General features: G+C 69.8%; 23 protein-coding genes and 1 tRNA gene. 14 read left to right on the top strand and 10 right to left on the bottom strand.

The window, feature by feature from the left end:
• The first annotated feature begins 5 nt into the window (after positions 1-5).
• The 4 genes from ACLHG5_RS06135 to ACLHG5_RS06120 are packed head-to-tail and all read left to right on the top strand — an operon-like array spanning position 6 to position 4142.
• Positions 6-1148 carry a hypothetical protein gene (locus tag ACLHG5_RS06135; RefSeq protein ID WP_411318131.1) on the top strand — a complete coding sequence of 381 codons (1143 nt, stop codon included), beginning with the start codon at positions 6-8 and terminating at the stop codon, positions 1146-1148.
• A complete protein-coding gene (locus tag ACLHG5_RS06130) occupies positions 1145-2302 on the top strand; it encodes a glycosyltransferase (RefSeq protein ID WP_411318130.1) in 1158 nt (385 codons plus the stop codon). Before ACLHG5_RS06135 ends, ACLHG5_RS06130 begins: the two co-directional genes overlap by 4 nt.
• The gene (locus ACLHG5_RS06125) at positions 2299-3327 is read left to right on the top strand and encodes a glycosyltransferase (protein WP_411318129.1); all 1029 of its coding nucleotides are present in this window, start codon (positions 2299-2301) and stop codon (positions 3325-3327) included. The genes ACLHG5_RS06130 and ACLHG5_RS06125 overlap by 4 nt, the downstream gene beginning before the upstream one ends.
• Positions 3324-4142 (top strand): glycosyltransferase family 2 protein, encoded by an 819-nt coding sequence (locus ACLHG5_RS06120; protein ID WP_411318128.1) that lies wholly within the window; start codon positions 3324-3326, stop codon positions 4140-4142. The genes ACLHG5_RS06125 and ACLHG5_RS06120 overlap by 4 nt, the downstream gene beginning before the upstream one ends.
• Before the next feature lie 45 nt (positions 4143-4187).
• Here ACLHG5_RS06120 and ACLHG5_RS06115 read toward each other — a convergent pair whose 3' ends face one another.
• The 8 genes from ACLHG5_RS06115 to ACLHG5_RS06080 form a co-directional block, all read right to left on the bottom strand.
• Complete coding sequence (locus ACLHG5_RS06115; RefSeq protein WP_411318127.1) at positions 4188-4595, bottom strand: hypothetical protein; 408 nt, start codon at positions 4593-4595, stop codon at positions 4188-4190.
• Positions 4595-5317: an Asp23/Gls24 family envelope stress response protein gene (locus tag ACLHG5_RS06110; protein WP_411318126.1), complete on the bottom strand. Its 723-nt coding sequence runs from the start codon at positions 5315-5317 to the stop codon at positions 4595-4597. The genes ACLHG5_RS06115 and ACLHG5_RS06110 overlap by 1 nt, the downstream gene beginning before the upstream one ends.
• A gap of 126 nt (positions 5318-5443) precedes the next feature.
• Complete coding sequence (locus tag ACLHG5_RS06105) at positions 5444-6049, bottom strand: hypothetical protein (protein ID WP_411315042.1); 606 nt, start codon at positions 6047-6049, stop codon at positions 5444-5446.
• A complete protein-coding gene (locus ACLHG5_RS06100; RefSeq protein ID WP_411318125.1) occupies positions 6046-6624 on the bottom strand; it encodes a DUF6286 domain-containing protein in 579 nt (192 codons plus the stop codon). The genes ACLHG5_RS06105 and ACLHG5_RS06100 overlap by 4 nt, the downstream gene beginning before the upstream one ends.
• Entirely contained in the window at positions 6621-6974 is a 354-nt protein-coding gene (locus ACLHG5_RS06095; protein WP_411318124.1) for a hypothetical protein, read from the bottom strand. Before ACLHG5_RS06095 ends, ACLHG5_RS06100 begins: the two co-directional genes overlap by 4 nt.
• Positions 6971-7159, bottom strand: a complete 189-nt coding sequence (locus tag ACLHG5_RS06090; protein ID WP_411315045.1) for a hypothetical protein — start codon at positions 7157-7159, stop codon at positions 6971-6973. The genes ACLHG5_RS06095 and ACLHG5_RS06090 overlap by 4 nt, the downstream gene beginning before the upstream one ends.
• A complete protein-coding gene (locus ACLHG5_RS06085; protein WP_411315046.1) occupies positions 7156-7593 on the bottom strand; it encodes an Asp23/Gls24 family envelope stress response protein in 438 nt (145 codons plus the stop codon). Before ACLHG5_RS06085 ends, ACLHG5_RS06090 begins: the two co-directional genes overlap by 4 nt.
• Before the next feature lie 162 nt (positions 7594-7755).
• The gene (locus ACLHG5_RS06080) at positions 7756-8781 is read right to left on the bottom strand and encodes a helix-turn-helix domain-containing protein (protein WP_411318123.1); all 1026 of its coding nucleotides are present in this window, start codon (positions 8779-8781) and stop codon (positions 7756-7758) included.
• Between the two features lie 341 nt (positions 8782-9122).
• Between ACLHG5_RS06080 and ACLHG5_RS06075 the strand changes: the two genes are divergently transcribed.
• The 4 genes from ACLHG5_RS06075 to ACLHG5_RS06060 all read left to right on the top strand — a co-directional run bounded on the left by ACLHG5_RS06075 (position 9123) and on the right by ACLHG5_RS06060 (position 11410).
• Complete coding sequence (locus ACLHG5_RS06075; protein WP_411315048.1) at positions 9123-9680, top strand: RNA polymerase sigma factor; 558 nt, start codon at positions 9123-9125, stop codon at positions 9678-9680.
• On the top strand, positions 9671-10315 hold the full coding sequence (locus tag ACLHG5_RS06070) for a hypothetical protein (RefSeq protein WP_411318122.1): 645 nt from the start codon (positions 9671-9673) through the stop codon (positions 10313-10315). Before ACLHG5_RS06075 ends, ACLHG5_RS06070 begins: the two co-directional genes overlap by 10 nt.
• Positions 10312-10635, top strand: a complete 324-nt coding sequence (locus ACLHG5_RS06065; RefSeq protein ID WP_411318121.1) for a hypothetical protein — start codon at positions 10312-10314, stop codon at positions 10633-10635. Before ACLHG5_RS06070 ends, ACLHG5_RS06065 begins: the two co-directional genes overlap by 4 nt.
• Positions 10636-10729: 94 nt before the next feature.
• Positions 10730-11410 carry an STM3941 family protein gene (locus tag ACLHG5_RS06060; protein WP_411315051.1) on the top strand — a complete coding sequence of 227 codons (681 nt, stop codon included), beginning with the start codon at positions 10730-10732 and terminating at the stop codon, positions 11408-11410.
• Positions 11411-11480: 70 nt separating this feature from the next.
• Here ACLHG5_RS06060 and ACLHG5_RS06055 read toward each other — a convergent pair.
• Positions 11481-11552: transfer RNA gene (locus ACLHG5_RS06055), tRNA-Arg, on the bottom strand.
• 138 nt (positions 11553-11690) lie between these two features.
• Between ACLHG5_RS06055 and ACLHG5_RS06050 the strand changes: the two genes are divergently transcribed.
• Complete coding sequence (locus ACLHG5_RS06050) at positions 11691-12500, top strand: transglutaminase-like domain-containing protein (protein ID WP_411315052.1); 810 nt, start codon at positions 11691-11693, stop codon at positions 12498-12500.
• A gap of 39 nt (positions 12501-12539) precedes the next feature.
• On the opposite strand, the gene ACLHG5_RS06045 is transcribed toward ACLHG5_RS06050, so the two are convergent.
• Complete coding sequence (locus ACLHG5_RS06045; protein WP_411315053.1) at positions 12540-13175, bottom strand: arginyl-tRNA synthetase; 636 nt, start codon at positions 13173-13175, stop codon at positions 12540-12542.
• Positions 13176-13272: 97 nt separating this feature from the next.
• Between ACLHG5_RS06045 and ACLHG5_RS06040 the strand changes: the two genes are divergently transcribed.
• The 5 genes from ACLHG5_RS06040 (at position 13273) to thrC (ending at position 19761) form a co-directional block, all read left to right on the top strand.
• Entirely contained in the window at positions 13273-14934 is a 1662-nt protein-coding gene (locus tag ACLHG5_RS06040; RefSeq protein WP_411315054.1) for an arginine--tRNA ligase, read from the top strand.
• Between the two features lie 2 nt (positions 14935-14936).
• Complete coding sequence (locus ACLHG5_RS06035) at positions 14937-15740, top strand: LmeA family phospholipid-binding protein (protein ID WP_411318120.1); 804 nt, start codon at positions 14937-14939, stop codon at positions 15738-15740.
• 87 nt (positions 15741-15827) lie between these two features.
• Positions 15828-17315, top strand: coding sequence for a diaminopimelate decarboxylase (gene lysA / locus ACLHG5_RS06030; RefSeq protein WP_411315056.1), 1488 nt, complete (start codon positions 15828-15830; stop codon positions 17313-17315).
• Positions 17312-18649, top strand: a complete 1338-nt coding sequence (locus ACLHG5_RS06025; protein ID WP_411318119.1) for a homoserine dehydrogenase — start codon at positions 17312-17314, stop codon at positions 18647-18649. Before lysA ends, ACLHG5_RS06025 begins: the two co-directional genes overlap by 4 nt.
• Positions 18649-19761 carry a threonine synthase gene (thrC, locus tag ACLHG5_RS06020; protein WP_411315058.1) on the top strand — a complete coding sequence of 371 codons (1113 nt, stop codon included), beginning with the start codon at positions 18649-18651 and terminating at the stop codon, positions 19759-19761. Before ACLHG5_RS06025 ends, thrC begins: the two co-directional genes overlap by 1 nt.

Raw genomic sequence — 19761 nt, 5'->3', positions numbered from 1 at the left:
GATCCGTGTCCGAAAACACCTTACGCACCCGTGCGCTGACGATCGCGTGCGTGCCGGCGTCGCACCCCTACGTCGAGAACACTCGCGACCCGGGGGAGACCGATGTCGTGCACCTGCCCGATCCGCCTCCCGTCGGCGGCGCGTCGGGTCGATGGTGGCCCCCCGCGATGCTCACGGCCGGATGGATCTCGCAGCACGCTGCGGAGTTCGACGTGCTGCACGTGCACTTCGGAATGGAGTCGTTCGAGACAGCCGAACTCAGCGAGGCCCTCGACGCCCTCGAGCGGGCGGGGCGACCCCTCGTCTTCACCCTCCACGACCTGATCAACCCCCAACTCGACGACCAGAGTCGCCACGACGAGCAGATCGCGCTCGTCGTCGGGCGGGCCGATGAGATCATCACCCTCACCGCGGGTGCGGCGGCGCACGTCTCCGCGACGTGGGGGCGGTCCGCGACCGTGATCGCGCATCCGCACATCGTGCCGGTCGACCGCGATGAGGCCGTGGTCTCCGGTCCGGTCGCGGCGGAGTCGCTCTCGCGTGCCGCGGTCGTCGGGGTGCACTTGCGCGACCTGCGACCGAACATCGCCGGGGTCGAGACCGTCGGTGCTCTCACCGTCGCGCTCGAGATCCTCGCCGGACGGGGCATCGACGTCGAGGCTCGAGTCGACCTCAACGCGCGAGTACGCGACGAGGCCGCTCGCGACGAGGTGCGCCGCATCGCGGAGGCGTCGCCGCGCATCATCCTCCGCGAGCGCGACAGGCTCGACGACTCCGAACTCGAGATGACGGTGTCGGAGTCGGATGTCGCGCTCCTTCCCTACCGTCACGGCACCCACTCCGGTTGGGTCGAGCTGTGCTTCGACCTCGGGGTCCCCGTCGTGGGAGCAGACATCGGCTTCCTCGGCGAACAGCATCCAGACGACTTCCTTGCCGTCGACCTCGACGACCCCGTGTCGCTCGCCGCCGCGCTCGAGGTCGCCGTCGCTGCTCCGCACACCGCGGCGGGGTCGCAGGCACGGCTCGAGCTCGTGCACTCGCGCCGGATCGAGCGCCGCGCGGCGCGGCGGCGTATCGCCCGGGAGCACCGTGCCGTCTACGAGCGCGCCGTCGCTGCGCGACCCACCTCCGAGCGGCGTCTGCAGTGACGGCGGTCCTGCCGGTGCGCGACGCGAGAGCATCCCGCCCGCTCACCATCGGCATGATCGCTCCGTTCCGCCACGCGCTCGGCGAACCGCACGCGGGAGGGCTCGAAGCCGCGCTCTTCGACAGGGTGCGGATGCTGCGCGCTCGCGGCCACCGTGTCGTGCTCACGGCCGTCGAGGGTTCGGTTCCCGCACCGCACCCGGAGCTCGCGCTCCCTCCCGTGGTCTGGGCCGACCCCGCTCTCGCCTCCGACAGCACCTTCCCTCCCGGTCATCTCCCGGTCGCGGTGGAGTTCCTCGACCGCGCGCTCGACTGGTTCGCCGCCCGCCGCGACGTCGTCGACGTGATCGACAACCACAACCTCCACGGGGCGCCCCTCGCGCGTGCCCCAGGGCTCGGCATCCCCATGCTCACGACTCTGCACACCCCGCCGCTTCCGAGCATGCTCGACGGGTGGCGCGAGGCCGGGCGGTCGGCGGGCAGTCGTTTCGTGTCGGTGAGCCGGCACACTCAGCACGAGTGGCAGAGTGCGGGTCTCGCATCCGACCTGCTGCACAACGCCGTCGACACGACGATGTGGCGATTCGGTCGCGGGGGAGCAGACATCGTGTGGTTCGGGCGCATCGTGCCCGAGAAGGCACCGCACCTCGCGATACTGGCCGCCCGCGCTGCGGGGGCCCGCATCGTCATCGCCGGCAGGGTGGGCGACTCCGACTACTTCGCGACCTCTGTCGCCCCTCTGCTCGACGACGACGCGCGATACGTCGGCCCCCTGCGGATGCGCGAACTCGCCGAGCTCGTCGGATCGAGCGGATGCGCGCTCGTCACGCCCGTGTGGGAGGAGCCGTTCGGCCTCGTGATCGCCGAAGCGCTCTCGACGGGGACCCCGGTGGCGGCTTTCCACGTCGGGGGCGTCGGCGAGGTCGTCGGCAACAATTCGGGAGCACGTCTCGTTCCCCCCAACGATCTCGACGCCCTCGCGTCGGCCGCGAGAGACCTTCTCGACCACCACAACGGGTATCGGGATCGTCGGCGCACGCGATCGGAGGCCGCCCGGCGGTTCGCGGTCGTGCACCACGTCTCGCGCGTCGAGCACCACTTCCATCGCGCGATCGCGTCGAGCGCCGACGCCGAGCCGATCGACGCGGCGATATGACGGGGCTCGGCTGGTACATCCACCACGCGGGTCGAGGCCACATCACGCGGTTCCTCGCGATCCGCCCCCACCTCGACCACGAGGTGTGGGTCTTCAGTTCGCTCACCGCCCCGCGCGATCTGCCACCCCGCACCCGGTGGGTCCAGCTGCCGAGCGATTCGGACGTCGTCGAGAGCCCGGAGGGCGCGCCTCGCGATCCCGCAGAAGCGAACCCGACCGCGAACGGCGCGCTGCACTGGGCGCCGGTCGCCCACCCCGGCCACGCGGGGAGGCTCGCGTCGATCGTCGAGCACTCGGTGGCCCACGGTCTCGACCGTTTCGTCGTGGACGTCTCGGTCGAGGTCGCCCTCCTCGTGCGGCTGCTCGGCATCCCCACGATCGTCGTCGCTCAGCCCGGCGCGCGCACCGACGAGCCGCACCGTCTCGCCTACTCGCTCGCCGACGTCATCCTCTGTCCGTGGGCTCCGGGCACTCACGACCTCGCGCCGTTCGCGGCTGCTCGAGACCGTGTGCGCGAGGTGGGGGGGATCTCCAGATACGGCGACCGTGCCGACAGTGACCGCACCGCGGCGAGCCCGTCGAGATCGGGTGGCGTGGTTCTCGGGAGCCTCACCTCGCCGCTGCCCGCCGCGGAACAGTGGGCTGCGCTCGAAGCCGAGGTGCCGCACCTCCGGTGGCGCAGCGTCGGTTTCGTCGCGGGCACGGAGGTCGACGACCCGTGGTCTCTTCTGCGGAGTGCGGAGGTGGTCGTCACCGCGGCGGGGCAGAACAGCGTCGCCGACATCGCGGCCGCCGGGGCGGCGGCGATCGTCATCCCTCAGGAACGACCGTTCGACGAGCAGCGCGCCACGGCGACGGTGCTCGAGAAACGCGGGCTCGCGGTCGTCGCCGCCTCGTGGCCGTCTGGCCCGGAATGGCGCTCGCTCCTCGTCGCCGCCTCCGCGCTCGAACCGCGATGGAGCGAGTGGGGCACCTCGGGTGCGGCCCAGCGTGCCGCCGACGTCGTGACTGGCGTTGCCTCGTGAAGCGCGCGCTCGTCACCCTCGCGTCGGAGAGCCGTCGGGCGCACGCCGAACGTCAGCAGCGGTTCGCGGAGATCGTCGACCCTCGAGCGGATCGCATCATCGTCTGGCTCGATGACACGACACCCCGACCGCAGCTCTCGTCGTCGGCGCACCTCATCCACCACGCCCCGGGAGTCGACGGACTCCGTCTCGCGTCGGCCCGGAACGCCGGAGCGGATGCCGCGCGCGATCGCGGCGCGGAGCTCCTCGTCTTCCTCGACGCCGACTGTCTCCCGCTTCCCGACCTGTTCACGCGATACGAGCAGGCGGCGGGCGAGCCGGCCACGGGACTCCTGTGTGGGCCGGTGAGCTATCTCGCCGAGGGGACGACGCCCGACACGGTCGCCGAGATGCCCGCTCTCGTCGCTCCCCACCCTGCGCGGCCCGACCCGCGTTCCGGGGAGTTGTCGGTGGCGACCGCGCGGGAGTACGACCTCTTCTGGTCGCTCTCGTTCGCTCTCACCGTGGCGACGTGGGAGCGCATCGGAGGCTTCGACGCCGCGTTCGAGGGCTACGGCGGCGAAGACACCGATTTCGCATATCGCGCGCGGGCTGCAGGCATCCCGCTGCACTGGGTCGGGGGAGCGCACGCCCTCCACCAGTACCACGCCACATCCTCGCCCCCGTGGCAGCACCTCGACGACATCCTGCGCAACGGTCACCTCTTCGCCGAGCGATGGGGTGTGTGGCCGATGTCAGGGTGGATCGACGCCTTCGCCGCGGGCGGCGCGATCCGCTGGGACGGAGTCCGCTGGGTTCGCACGAGGGCGGGCTGACGCCGCCGGATCCTGTCCTGACGGCGGTATGTCGCGTGCGCAGGGTCAGTTGCCGGGGATCTGCTCGAGGAGGTTCTGGATCGAGGGGATGAGACCGCTCACTTGCTCGGTTCCCGACATCGCGGCGGCGGCGAGGGGCCAGAGCGATACGACGAGGGTCGAGATCACGGCGGCGACCCCGAGCACCCACGCGATCGCTCCGTTGCGGGTTCGCAGGGTAAGGAGGAGCAGCACGAGGGCGAGCAGGTACCCGATGGCGATCGCTGCGGCGATCTGACCGACGGGGACATCGAATGCTCCCGCCGTTCCCGCGTCGGCGGCGCCGATGAGACCGAGGATCGGGAGGAGCACGCCGAGCACGATGAGGCCGCACACGATCGTCGAGGTGACGATCGCCGCCCACACCGCCCGAGGTCTCGGTCTGCTGACGGTCGACGTGCGCCTACCGACCATCAGTCGGTTCTCCCGCGCTCGGGAGCCACATCGGCGTCGACGTCGGCGTCGGCCGTGGAGTCGGGATCGGTCACGACGACGATGTCGATGTGCGCCCGGCCGTCGGCATCGGTCGTGACCACGGCATCGGCGTCGACAGGGGAATCCGTGGCGGTTGCCCCTCCCGTGGTGATCGAGACGTCCTCCGCGGGTGCCTCGCGCGAGTCGACATCCTGCGCCTCGTCGGCAGAATCGCGATCCTGCTCGTCGGCGGAGGTCGAGTCTGTGTCGGTCTTCTCCGTGTCGGTCTTTTCCGTGTCAGCCGCCTCGGCCTCGGGGTCTTCATCGGTCTCGATGGGGTCGAAGGGTCCGTGCACGTCGGTCACCTCGACGTTGACGGTGACGTGATCGCCCTCGGTCTGGCGCACGGTGTGCTCGATCTGGGTGCGCACGGTGTCGGCGAGCTCGGTGACGTTCGCGGGATATTCGGCGACGATCGCGACGTCGACGACCGTGCCCGTCTTGTCAGTCGAGGTGCGCACTCCCGCGATGGTGTCAGCCCCGACGCGACCGGCGAGTGAGCCGGCGAAACGGGCGAAGGGGGTTCCGAGGGTGTACACGCCCGTCGTGCCGAGCACGGTCACGGCGATCGCGCGCTCGAGCGCGAGCTGGGGCGAGACGCTGTCGGCTGAGCCGGCAGGGCCGAGGTCGATGGGGGTGACGCGGTGTCGTGAGTCGGTCATGAGGGTCGTCCTTTCAGGATGAACAGAAGGTGGTGATTCGGGGCGGCGTCGCCGTCACGACGCGTGGCCCCCGCCTCGGTCGAGGTCGAGGGCCACGCGGTGTTGCTGTCGCTGTCGCTGTGTCGATCAGGCCAGTCGGGTGGGCGAGGCCAGACGGGTGCGAAGGCCCCCGTTGATCTCGATGACGACGGGGATCTGAGTTCCCAGCAGTTCGTCCCACTTCTTCACGGTGTCGTCGACGCTGCGACGGATGTCGACGGGAGACACCCCACGACGAGCGTCCGAAGAGATGCGCAGAACCGTGGTGCCCCGCACATCGAAGGCCGTCACGTCGACCGCGGCGAGGCCGGGGTTCTGCGACAGCGCTTCCTCGAGCACTTGCTCGGCCACCTTCGCGTCGACGACCACACGGCCACCGGTCGGCGAACCCTGTCCGCTTCCTTCGTCGAGCTGCAGCAGCGTCGACGTCGAGCCGTGGCCCTGACGCAGGGCGAACCACGCGAGCACCACGATCAGGACGAGACTCGCAACAGCGACGACCCAGAGGATCCACAGTTGGTCACCGCCGAGTGCGGCGGACACCGGCTCGGCCGCGTTGCTCGAGGCCGAAGACACGGTCTCGAGCACGCCGGGCCACAGTGCCCCGACGGCGACCGCGGCACCCGCGGCGAGCAAGATGAGCCCGACGAGCAGGAGCACGATGCGGTTCAGTGCTCTATTGGTGTTGTTCACGACCTCACCTTGCCTTTCGCTGCGATTTTGACGGTGTGACGGAGGGCGGGGGAGTAGTCATACGACGCCAGCTCCCGACGCACCGCCTCATCGACCGCGGCGCGATCCGCTCGTCGACCGGATGTCGGCGCGATCTCGACGACCGCGCGTCGTTTTCCGACGCTCACGCTCACCTGCGAGGGGTCGACCTCGCCCGCGTAGCTCGCCGTGCGAGCGAGCGAGCGAGCGATGACGCGGTCGTCGATGACGGCCGCGGTGCGGTCGATCGACGCGCTGCGACGGCCGCGTCGCCCGGGAGAGATGGCGAGGATGACGAGCACGAGCCCGATGAGCGCCACGACGATCGCTCCCGCGGTGAGGATCCCCGCGGGTGCCGACGCCGCGCCGAGAACAGCCGCGGCCGCGTCGCTCGGGGCGACGAGCAGTGGGGCCTGGCCGAGCGCGGCGAGCACCGACTCGGTACCGAGCCACGCGAGCACGACGATCAGCACCACCGCGAGCGTGATGGCGGGCGTCGATCGGGAGGAGTGTGTCTCCCTCCGTACGACGCGACGGTAGAGCGCTGGTGTGCTCATGACACTCGCTTTCGGGTTCGGATGTCAGCGGACGTGACCCGCAGATCGACGCGTTCGACGGTCGATCCGGTGAGGTCGAGCACCCGCTGACGGATGGTGGACTGAGCGGAGGCGAGGCGCTCGACGAGCGTGCCCGCGGAGCGTGTCTCGACGCCGAGCGGCGTGACGCGCACGGCGGTCTTCGCGACCACCGTGATGGAGCCGTAGCCGTCGGTCACGTCGACCGACACATCGGACGCCGTGACCTCCAGAGCATCCGCGGTGACGGCCGACACGACGCCACGCACTGCGCGCGGAGCGATCGTGTTGCGGCCGTGAAGCGTGCGCTCGGCCATCACCGCCGCGCTCACGACGACCGCCGGCCGCGGAACGCGTCTGCGAGGCCGCGGACGTCGAGCTTTCCTTCGACGAATCGCCCGATGCCGTAGCCGACAGCGATGAAGAAGGCGACGAGGAGCAGGGCTCCGAAGTCGAAGGCGACCGCCGTGAGCGCGAGGATCGCGCCGATGGCCATTCCTGTCGTCGTCGGGGTCACTGAACGCGGCTCTCGTCGTTGTCGTCGTTGTCGTCCGACGGGATGTAGACGTCGGAGACGGTCACGTTGACCTCGGTGACCTCCATGCCGACGACCTGCGAGATCGCGTCGGTCACGGCCGACCGAACGTCGTCGGCGACCTTCTGCAGCTCGACGGGGTACTCGGCGACGATCGTGATGTCGGCAGCGACCTGCTTCTCGCCGACCTCGACCGAGACGCCCTGGCCGCGGTCCTGCTGGTTGATGGCGTTGCGGATCGCTCCGATGGCGCGGGCGGCGCCGTTTCCAAGGTCGTGCACTCCGCGAACCTCGCGGGCCGCGATGCCGGCGACCTTCGAGACGACGCCGTCGGCGATCGTGTTCTTGCCGGTCGCGTGGCTCGACGCGGAGGACGAGGCCTTGGCCGAGGGGGTGGTGCTGGCGATGTTGCTCATGTGATTCTCCTTGTTTGTGGTTGGGGGGCCGAGAGGCCCGGGTGCCCGCATCGGGTCACACAGGTGAGACGCTGCGGGAAGTCAAACTGTCACGGCCATTCAGGTTTCTGCCAGTTGTTCTGATCTGTCTGCTCACTAAACGGACAGCAGCCGGCAGGCGCCTCATCGGGCGAGGGTCGTGCGGGGATACTCCCCGAATCGCGTCACGTATGCCGCCGAGAAACGGCCGAGGTTGCCGAAGCCCCAACGGGCGGCGACATCGGAGACGAAGGTGTCCCGAGGGGCGGATTCCGCGAGTTCGGTGCGCACGCGGTCGAGGCGGACCTGCCTCACGTATGCCGCGGGAGACACCCCCAGATGGGTCGACATGGCCATCTGCAGAGTGCGCGTGTGAACGTGAGCCGCGCGGGCGATGTCCGCGGGACTGATCGGTTCGTGCGCGTGCTCGTGGATGAACTCGACGGCGTCACGCACGCGTGCGGTGCGCCACGTTCTGATGGCCTGAGGGATCTCCATCGCGCGCCAGGGGAAGAGGGTCAGTATCGATCGCACGAGCGCGAGCTGTGCCGACAGTCTCAGGAGCGGTGAGGACGCGGCGCTCGCGAGCGACGACATCGCCCCTCCGAGGTCTCGTCGCCAGGACTGCACCGCCGATTCCGTCGGATGCACCGTGTGATCGAAGACGATCGCTTGCGACGGACCACCGTGTCGTTCGGTCGCGGTGTCTTCGAGGAACGACGGCGTCACGTGGATGAGATTCACCCGGTGGGGCGAGAACTCGAAGTCGAACGGCCGCTCCGTCGGGAGCAGGAACGGGTCGGATCTTGAGCTCGCGTGGTCGCCGTGCCGGTGGGACACGTGACTGAGCCCCTCGCGGAACCACGTCACGACGTAGTCGGCGAGGTGCGGGATCTCTCCTCGGAGCTGCCCCGGGAAGGTCGACGTGCGGAGCGTCATGTTCGCGTCGCCCATCGAGGCGTAGCGGAAGGCGAACGCGCCGTCGACGGGTGACCCTCGGAAGTGCCGACCGGTGAAGATCGACTCGTAGCTCGCGCAGGCTTCGTCGAAGTCGGTCGCCGTCGACTCGAACCGGTGGTAGCGGGCTCGGGCGATCTCCGACGCGACGTCGTTCGATTCGACGGTGCCGACCTCGTCTGCAGACCTGTTCGGTCCGGCCAGGGCGGTCATCGGGCCGCTCGTGACGGCTGTGGTGTGTGCTGTGACATTGCTTTCCTTCTTTCCCAGCGCCCCTGTCCGCTCGGGTGAGAACACGAGGGCGCCACTAGTAGGACGAGTCGAGCCCCACGGATGTCACAAAATCCCTCAGTCGTCGTATCTGTTTCGTCGCCGTCGTGAGAAGGGTTGGGCCGGAGAAGGCCGCGGCCGACCCCCAAAACGAGGGCCAGAGGCATCCGTCGCCCTCTCGAGGCGTCTTCGACAATCGGCCAGCGCCGCGTCCCCCCGCGACGGCTCGTGGTACCCAGGGGAGATCGAGGTGACCCGCCTCGATGTCTCGAGAGGAGGTCGTCGTGAGCCATTCCGACCCTCTCGTCGACGCGGGCGATGCGACCCTCGTTGCTCGGGCCCGAGACGGGGACATCGACGCCTTCGAGGTGCTCGCTCGGCGCCACGGACCCCTCATGAGGGCCTACGCCGCCCGACTTCTCGCGGGGGATCCCGAAGCAGACGACATCGTGCAGGACGCCTTCCTGACCGCCTGGAGGCGGCTCGGCGATCTGGAGTCGCCTGGTCAGGTGCGCGGCTGGCTCATGACGATCGTGAGCAACAAGAGCATGGATCGGTTGCGCTCCCGTCGCGACCACGACTCGATCGGGGCGTGGACTCCGACGACGTCGCACGCGCACGGTCCCGAGCGCGTGGTCGAGGCTAGGTTGCAGCTCGACGCCGTCTGGCTCGCACTGGACAAGCTCCCCACCGAGCAGCGACAGTGTTGGCTGCTCCGCGAGACCGGCGGACACTCGTACGCCGAGATCGCGGAGGCGCTCGGTCTCTCGGTCTCGACGGTGCGGGGATCTATCGCTCGAGCGCGCAAGTTTCTGCTTCACGAGATGGAGGCATGGCGATGACACCCTCCGACGACCGAATCACGAACGACCAGGCCTCGAACGACGAGACCGCGAGCGATGTCTCTCCCGAGCCCGACGAGTCGATCGACGGCTACAGCCTCGACGACCTGAGCGACTATCTGCTCCGGGGCCGCACTCCGCGCGATGCGGCGATCGAGGCCTCGCCGGAGTGCCGACTCGCCCTCAACGCCCTCGAGAGCGTCCACGCGGCGGCGTGGGCATCGCTCGAGCGGGATGCCGTCGCCGATCCGCATCGGGACGACTCGTGGATCTCGGGGCTGCTCGACTCGATCAGGGGGGAGGTCTCGGGTGGTCGGGAGATCCCCGTCGGTCACCCGGACGCGACGGTTCGGTTGACGGTGACGGAAGCCGCGGTGCAGGGACTCATCCGTCGTGTGGGTGATTCGACCGACGGTGTCATCCTCGGTTCGACGAGGTTCGACGGTGACGTCACGACACCCGGGGCCCCGGTCGCGGTCACGGTGACGGCGGCGGCGAGGTTCGGATCGAATCTCGACGCGGTCGCCGAGCGATTGCGCGGTCTCGTCGGGGCGGCACTCGCCGAGCACACCGAGTTGACGGTCGAGTCGATCGACGTGGTCATCGACGACATCTACGCGGGAGGGGCATCGTGAGCGACGACCTCTCGAGGCGACTGACGGCGGCCGTCCGCGAGGTTCCCGGCGTCGTCGACGTCTTCGCGGCGCGCACGCCCCTCGCGGTCGTCGTGGATGCGGTGACGACGGATGCGCCCGGCCCACCCGGGCTCATCGACGTCGCGCGCGCGCCCGGGTCCGTCACCCTCACCGCGCACGTGGCGACCGACATCCTCACGCCGGCCCCGGCCGTGCTCGCGGCGGTCGCCGCCGAGCTCGGCCGGCTCGCGTCCCTCGTGCACCCGAATCGCGACGAGGTCGTCATCGTGGTCTCGGCTCGCGTGATCGAAGCGCGCTGACCCGAGCGGTGCACGCGGGGATGCCATAGTGGGTCACCGACGCCCATGATCCGCCCGCAGACCAGCGTGAGGGGCAGAGTGAGAGACCTCCATCATGAGTTTCGCCCGCGACGATCGTGATTCCGCCGAGCTTCCCACGGTGACCCTCGGGGGGTCGTGGCTGAAGACAGCACTCATGCTCGTCGTGTGCGGGGTGTTCGTGCTGATCGGATTCGCGATCCTGCGAGCCGACCCGGGGATCGTCGAGATCGTCGCCGCAGCCGCCGCGATTGTGTTCTTCGGGCTCGGCGGGCTCGCACTCGGCGTGCAGTCTGTGCGGCGGAGAACCGTTCTGACGCTCACACCCGACGGGCTGCGCCCCGTGTCGGGAGGATTCGTGCCGTGGTCTGATGTCGACGACGTCGGGCTCGGCTCGACCGCGGGCACGACGGTCATCGGCATCCGCCTCAGCTCTCCCGACGCCTACATCGATTCGCTCAGCGAGGCCGAGGTCACGCGGGCGCTGCGTTTCTCCTCGGGCGCGCGCCTCTTCGGAGTCGCGTCACGGTCGTTCGCGCGCGGTCGCGGTTCCGGCGCGCTCGGGTCGCTTCCCGATGCGAGCGAGGGGATGGCCGCGCAGCTCGCGTGGGCGCGAGAACAGTCGGGGGGCTTCGACCTCACATTCTCACCCATGCTGTTCGCAGGCCCGCCGACGCGCGTCGTCGAGACTGTCACCGCACACCGGGATGCCTGGCGCTCGCGTTACGGCGACCCGCGCCGACCGTCCACGGCCTGACGGGCGTCAGACCAGGGCCGATGGGAGTGCTCACCGCAGCTCGGCTGACGTGGCGCGAGTGCGCATAGTGTGCCCCCAGGAGGATTCGAACCTCCGCCCCTGCCTCCGGAGGGCAGTGCTCTATCCCCTGAGCTATGGGGGCCCGGAGCGAGATACAGGTTACCAGCCCGCGCGCGGCCCGACCGCCCGCGCGATGGTGCTCGTAACGGCGCGCCCGGACAGAGTGTCCGGCTCCCGCCGACGTAACGAGGCCGACACGATCTCGTGGCACTATCGGACCATGTTGCGCTCTGTCTCCGCCCACCTCCAGCTCGACATCCGCGGGCGCACCAACATGGTGTTCAGTCTCGCCGTAGCGCAGACCAACACCCTGTCGAGCGAGAGCCTCGACATCGTTCTCGACGGTCGCCGTGTCGAGCCGACCGAGATCGTCGACCGCCACGGCACGAGGCTGCACCGACTCGTCGCCGACGCCGGCACCATGACGGTCGACTATCGCGCCGAGACGACGGGAGCGCCGGATCCGACAACGTCGGGGCTGAGTGACGAGAGCGAGCTCGACCAGATCGTCTACTTGCGCCCGAGTCGCTATTGCGAGTCGGACAGCCTCACCCCGACCGCGAGGTCGGAGTTCGCCGGCCTCTCGGGGCTCGCGCTGCTCGACGCCGTCGGGTCGTGGGTGGGCAGCCGCCTCCGCTACGTTCCCGGATCGAGCCTCCCGACGGATGGCGCCGAGCAGACGCTGCTCGCCCGCCGCGGGGTGTGCCGCGACTACGCCCATCTCGTGATCGCCCTCTTGCGCGCGCTCGACATCCCCGCCCGCATGGTCGCGGTGTACGCCCCGGGTCTCGACCCGATGGACTTCCACGCGGTGTGCGAGGCCTACGTCGACGGTCGCTGGAACATCGTCGACGCAACCGCTCTCGCGCCCAGGCAGAGTCTCGTGCGCATCTCGACCGGCCGCGATGCGGCAGACACGGCGTTCCTCACCAACCACTGGGCCGATCTCTATCTCACCGAGATGACGGTGCTCGCCGTCGCCGACGAGCTACCGGTCGACGACGTGCGATCCCTCGTGCAGCTCGGCTGACGCGACGGCGGGATCGGGTCGCTTCGAGTCGGGGCGCTTCTACCCGAGCCCGGCGACGACCGAATCGGTGAGCGGTTGCGCGTCGGCGACCGAGCCGAAGTAGCTTGACGAGAGCACGGCCCACGAGCCGCCTGTGAAGACCTGCACGACACCCGCGCCGTCGACGACCGAGAAGTAGGTGCCCTCGCCGACGGGATCGCCGGCGCGCGACTCGAGCTCGGCAACGGCTGCCGCATCGGGCGACGCCGCAGAGATCTCGATGAGGGCGCCACTCGTCGACTGCACCCAACCGCAATACACTCCGCCGTTCGAGGCAGCGGTGGCCTGCGGCGACCCGCCGGCGGGTGAGGCGTCGGGTTGCAGGGCGAAGTTGGGGTCGAACTGGTACATGGTGTCGAGAGACACGAGATCGAGACATCCGACCGCGACGGGAGCCCATGGCGCGCTCGCCGAGGCCGAGGGCGAGGGCGTCGGTGAGGGGCTCGCCTCGACGGGCGGCTCCGAGGGGGTCGGACTCGGGGTCGGGGAGGCCGAGGCCGAGGGTGACGGGGACGGACTCGCGACGGGTCCGACGATCGTGATGGGTGAGGCGCACCCGCTCAGGGACGACGCGAGAGCGAGCGTGACGGCCGAGACGACGGCCGCCTTCGCGAGGCGAGCGGGAGCGAGATCCATGGTGTCCTCCGGTGGTTGGCCGAAGCCTCATCTTCGCCCATGGGGCGCCCCGACCCTCGGCAGGGCGCGCGGGCGGGCGACGATAGAATGGTCGATCGTGACCCCAGCCGAATTGTCGACCCATGTTCTCGCCGCGATCGGGACGGTGCTCGCGAGGCGCAGCGACACGACCCCCGATGTGACCCTCGCCGATGTCACTCTCGAGCGCCCGAAGAATCGTGACCACGGAGACTGGTCGTCGAACATCGCGATGAAACTGGCGAGGCCCCTCGGAGTATCGCCCCGGGATCTCGCGGAGGAGTTCGCGGTGGAGCTGCGCGCGATCGACGGGGTCGCGGGCGTCGATGTCGCCGGTCCGGGGTTCATCAACTTCACGCTCGACGCGGCCGCCGCCGGGCTGCTCGCCCAGACGATCGTCGAGGCCGCGACCGAGTACGGCCGCAACGAGTCCCTCGCGGGTCAGAGCATCAACCTCGAGTTCGTCTCGGCGAACCCCACGGGACCCCTGCACATCGGCCACACGCGGTGGGCGGCACTCGGCGACTCGCTCGCGCGAGTTCTCGCGGCGTCCGGAGCCACGGTGGCCACCGAGTTCTACATCAACGACGCGGGCAACCAGATGGACAACTTCGGGGCGTCGATCCTCGCGGCGGCACGCGGTCTCCCGACTCCCGAAGACGGCTACCCCGGGCCGTACATCGCCGCTCTCGCCGAGCGCGTGCTCGAGGTGCAGCCCGACCTCCTCGACCTCGACGACGCCGAGGCTCTCGCCGACGCGCGCGAGCTCGGCTATCAATTGCAACTGGGCGAGATCAAGCAGTCCCTCGAGCGGTTCAACGTGCACTTCGACGTGTGGTTCAGCGAACGCGAGTTGCACTCGCCCGACGCCGAGGGCCTCAGCGCGATCGACCGGGCCATAGACCGCCTCCGTGCCCAGGGGCACGTGTTCGACGAGGGCGACGCGGTGTGGGTGCGCACGACCGATTTCGGTGACGACAAAGACCGCGTCATCCGCCGCGGAAACGGCGTCTTCACCTATTTCGCCGCCGACGCGGCCTACTACCTCGACAAGGGCGATCGCGGCTTCGCGCACAAGATCTACCTCCTCGGCGCCGACCACCACGGCTACGTCCACAGGCTCAAAGCGCTCGCGGGCGCCGCGGGTGACGATCCGGATCGCGACATCGAGGTGCTCATCGGGCAGCTCGTGAGCATCAACGGTGCGCGGCTCTCGAAGCGCGCGGGCAACATCATCGAGCTCGACGACCTCCAGGCCTGGCTCGGAACGGATGCTCTGCGCTACTCCCTCGGGCGGTATCCGGCCGACTCGCCGCTCACCCTCGACCCCGAACTGCTGCGCAAGAAGACCAACGACAACCCCGTCTTCTACGTGCAGTACGCCCACGCGCGCACCTTCTCGGTCGCGCGCAACGCCGCGGCCTCGGGAGTCGACCGGTCGGCGTTCGAGGCCTCGCTCCTCGTGCACCCGACCGAGAGCGCGCTGCTCGGCCTGCTCGCCGAGTTCCCGCGCATCGTCGCGCAGTCCGCAGAGCTGCGCGAGCCGCACCGGGTCGCTCGTTATCTCGAGGAGCTCGCGGGGTCGTACCACCGCTGGTACGACGCGTGCCGCGTGACCCCGCTCGGCGACGAGGCCGTGGGCGACGTGCACCGCACGCGCCTGTGGCTCAGCGACGCGACGGGAGTCGTGCTCCGCAACGGCCTCGCGCTCCTGGGCGTCAGCGCCCCGGAGCGGATGTAGTCGTGGGGGAGTTCGACGCGAGTCCCGCCGCATCCGCACCGCCGAGACGTCGTCGTCGTCGTCGTCGCGGCCTCATCGCGCTCCTCGTGGTGGTCGTCGTGCTCGTCGCGGCGGTCATCGCGGCGGATGTCGTCGCGAGGTCGCTCATCGCGTCGCAGATCGAGTCGTCGGTGCGGTCGAGTCTCGAGGTCGACGAGTCGGTCGCGATCGACGCCGACGTCGAGGGTTTCTCGGCGCTGCAGCAGTTGGCGGTCGGCGACCTCGAGCGCGTCGTCGTGACGACCGATCGCGTCGACCTCGGCGGTCTCGTCGGTTCGGCGAGGATCGTGGCCGAGGGAGTGCCGATCGACACGTCGCAGCCCGTCGACACGGTCGACGCGGTCATCACGACCGATGAGGCGGCCGTCGCCGCACTGACCGCGACCCTCACCACTCTTCCCGTGGATTCGGTCGAGATCGGTGACGGCGAGATTCTCGTCTCGGCGACCATCGACGTCTTCGGACTCGAGATCCCGCTCGGCCTCGGCCTCGTTCCGGGGGCGAGTGATGGCGCGATCGACTTCACCCCCACGACCGTGTCGGTCAACGGTGGTGTCGTGGGGCTCGCCGAGGTCGGCCAGTTGTTCGGGGCGGCGGCCGACGGGCTCACCGAGACCCGCTCGTTCTGCATCGCGGCGTCGCTGCCCGAGAGCGTCGTGCTCGATGACGTGACCGTGGGCGACGGTGTCGTCGACCTCGCGCTCACCGCCGACGGTGTCGTTCTCACCGAAGACGCCCTCGCGACGACCGGCACATGCCCGGAGTAGTGATGAGGGTGCGGATACACTTCCCAGGGCTCGACCGCGACACCGCGGCCGGCTCCGTTCCGCCGTCGATCCATCGTGAGGTGCTCCGTGGCCGCTAGTCCGCTCGCCCCGCCGTGGCTCGCCCACCCCTCCGATGCCAACGCGCTCGACCCCGCCGTGTGGTCGTCGAACGTCGAGCGCCGCGGCGGCGAGATCACCGTCGCGGGGGTCGGTGCGCGCGAGCTCGCCGAGACCTACGGCACCCCCCTCTTCGTGTGCGACGAGGCGGATGTGCGCGACCGCGCCTCGAGCGTGCGCACGACCTTCGAGCGGGAGTTCGCACGGTGGGGTGCCGACGTCAAGGTCTACTACGCCGCCAAGGCCTTCCTCTCGGTCGAGGTCGCGAGATGGGTCGTCGAGGCGGGACTCAACATCGACGTGTGCACGGGAGGGGAGCTCGCCGTGGCCCTCGCCGCGGGGGTCCCCGCCGAGCGCCTCGGGTTCCACGGCAACAACAAGTCGATCGCCGAGATCGAGCGGGCGGTCGATGCGGGCATGGGCGTCATCGTCATCGACAGCCTGCTCGAGATCGAGCGCGTCGCGTCGGCCGCCGCTCGAGCCGGCCGGGTTCAATCGGTGCGCGTTCGTGTCAACAGCGGAGTGCACGCGGCGACCCACGACTACCTCGCGACGGCGCGCGAAGACCAGAAGTTCGGGATCACCCTCGCCGATGCCCCCGCGGTCGTCGCACGCATCCGCTCGCACCCCCAGCTCGACTTCCTCGGGCTGCACTCCCACATCGGGTCGCAGATCTTCGGGGTAGACGGTTTCGCCGAGGCGGCACGCCGCCTCCTCGACGTCCACGCGGGGCTGCTCGCCGACGGCCCCGTTCCCGAACTCAACCTCGGGGGCGGGTTCGGCATCGCCTACACGAGCGCCGATGAGGCACCGGGGTTCGACGTGCTCGCCTCGGGACTCGCCGACATCGTCGGAGCCGAGTGTCGCGCGCGCGGCATCCCTGTTCCGGCCATCGCGATCGAGCCCGGTCGCGCGATCGTGGGGCCGTCGACGTTCACGCTCTACAGCGTCGGCACGATCAAAGACGTCGGGGTCACCGTCGAATCCGAGGATGCCGGCGCCGCCGCAGCGCCCGAGACCGAGGCGGTTCCGACGGCGCGTCGATATGTGAGCGTCGACGGGGGTATGAGCGACAACGCGCGCACCGCGCTCTACGGCGCCGACTACTCCGTGCGCGTCGCGGACCGTGAATCGGCGGCCGACCCGGCTCTCGTGCGCGTCGTCGGCAAACACTGCGAGAGCGGTGACGTCGTCGTGCTCGCCGACTACCTCCCGGGCGATGTCGCGCCCGGTGACCTCCTCGCCGTGCCCGCGACCGGCGCCTACTGCTGGTCGCTCGCGAGCAACTACAACTTCGTCGGTCGCCCCGCCGTCGTCGCCGTGCGCGACGGTGCCGCCCGCGTGATCGTGCGCGGGGAGACCGAAGCCGATGTGCTCTCCCGAGATGCCGGTCTCGACGCGCCGCCCCCGTCGGGGGAGCGCGCCACCGAGACCGCCGCGAAGAATGGAACCGAATGATCGAATACCGCAACCTCCGCGTCGCCCTGCTCGGTGCCGGTTCGGTCGGCGCCCAAGTGGCGTCGCTCCTGCAGAAGCACGGTGACGAGCTCGCTCAGCGCTCCGGCGCGGGACTCGAGCTCGTCGGGGTCGCCGTGCGTGACGTCGACGCCCCCCGCACCGCCGACATCCCCCGCGACCTGCTCACGACCGACGCCGAGGGCCTCATCGTCGGAGCCGACATCGTCATCGAGCTCATGGGCGGCCTCGAACCCGCACGGAGCTACATCCTCAAGGCGCTCAGTTCGGGAGCCGACGTCATCACGGCCAACAAGGCGCTGCTCGCGACGCACGGTCCCGAACTCTTCGAGGCGGCCGAGCAGGTCGGAGCCCAGCTCTACTACGAGGCTGCCGTCGCCGCGGCCATACCCATCATCCGTCCGCTGCGCGACAGCCTCGCGGGCGACCGCATCAAGCGCATCATGGGCATCGTCAACGGCACGACCAACTTCATCCTCGACCGCATGGACACCTCGGGCGACAGTCTCGAGTCGGCGCTCGCGACCGCGACCGAGCTCGGCTACGCCGAAGCGGACCCCACGGCGGACATCGAGGGTTACGACGCCGCGCAGAAGGCCGCGATCCTCGCGAGCCTCGCGTTCCACACGACCGTGCCCATCGACCGGGTCTACCGCGAGGGCATCACGAAGGTCACCGCCGCCCAGGTCGATGCCGCCCGCGCGGCCGGCTACGTCGTCAAACTCCTCGCGATCGCCGAGAGGGTCACCGACCGCGAGAGTGGCACGGAGGGCGTGAGCGCTCGCGTCTACCCGGCTCTCGTGCCCCGCTCGCACCCTCTCGCCGCCGTGCACGGTGCGAAGAACGCCGTCTTCATCGAGGCCGAGGCCGCGGGGGATCTCATGTTCTACGGTGCCGGCGCAGGCGGAATCGAGACGGCCTCGGCCGTGCTCGGCGACCTCGTCTCGGCCGCCAGGCGCCACGTCATCGGCGGCCCCGGCGTCGCCGAGTCGACCCACGCCGACCTCCCGGTGTTCCCCATCTCGAGCGTCACGACGCGCTACCAGATCAGCCTCAGGGTCGTCGATCAGCCGGGGGTGCTCGCGGCGATCGCGACTCTCTTCAGCGAGCACGGCGTCTCGATCGAGACCGTCGAGCAGAGCGTCGTCGGCCCCGACCCCGTCACGGGAGAAACCGAGGGGGCGCCCGGCGCTACCCTGGTGATCGGAACCCACGAGGCGTCAGAAGCCGATCTCTCGGCGACCGTGCTCGCGATCGACGCGAGCGGGGTCGTCAGTTCCGTCACATCCGTTCTACGAGTCGAGGGATCCGAGTGATGCACTCCACGCCGCCCGAGGGCGCACCGCACAGCCGCCAGTGGAAGGGTGTGCTCCGCGAGTACGCCGACCGCCTCGACATCACCGACGCGACGCCCATCGTGACGCTCGGTGAGGGCGGAACCCCCCTGATTCCCGCGGCGGCACTCTCGGCGCGCACGGGAGCGGATGTCTGGGTCAAGTTCGAGGGGATGAACCCCACGGGGTCGTTCAAAGACCGCGGCATGACGATGGCGATCTCCAAGGCCGTCGAGCACGGGGCGAAAGCCGTGATCTGCGCGTCGACGGGCAACACCTCCGCGTCGGCCGCCGCCTACGCGACGCACGCGGGGATCACGTCCGTCGTGCTCGTTCCCGAGGGCAACATCGCGATGGGCAAGCTCAGCCAGGCCGTCGCGCACAACGCCGAGATCCTGCAGGTGCAGGGCAACTTCGACGACTGCCTCGAGATCGCCCGCGACCTCGCCCTCAACTACCCCGTGCACCTCGTCAACTCGGTCAACCCCGACCGCATCGCCGGCCAGAAGACCGCGGCGTTCGAGGTCGTCGAGGTTCTCGGTGACGCACCCGACTTCCACATCGTCCCCGTCGGCAACGCCGGCAATTACACCGCCTACTACCGCGGCTACAGCGAAGACCTCGCTCGCGGCGCCTCGACCAAGCTCCCGCGCATGTTCGGCTTCCAAGCCGCGGGCAGCGCACCCCTCGTGCTCGGCAAGGTCGTCAAGAACCCCGACACGATCGCCACGGCCATCCGCATCGGCAACCCCGCGTCGTGGGAGCTCGCCCTCGACGCCCACGCCACGAGTGACGGCTACTTCGGCGCGATCACCGACGAGCGCATCCTCGAGGCGCACCGCATCCTCTCGGCCGAGGTCGGCATCTTCGTCGAGCCCGCGTCGGCGATCAGCGTCGCGGGTCTCCTCGAGCGATCCGAGGCCGGCGAGATCCCGAAGGGCTCCCGCGTCGTGCTGACTGTGACCGGCCACGGACTTAAGGACCCCCAGTGGGCACTGCGCCAGCCCGACGGGTCGGACGTCACGCCCACGAGCGTCCCCGTCGACACCGCGGCGATCGCCGGGCTCCTCGGCCTCCAGAAGGTGTCAGCCTGA

The sequence above is a fragment of the Marisediminicola sp. LYQ85 genome (assembly GCF_046600695.1).
Lineage (GTDB): Bacteria > Actinomycetota > Actinomycetes > Actinomycetales > Microbacteriaceae > Marisediminicola.
The sequence above is the reverse complement of the archived record's forward strand: the minus strand, read 5'-3'. Positions and strand labels throughout refer to the sequence as shown.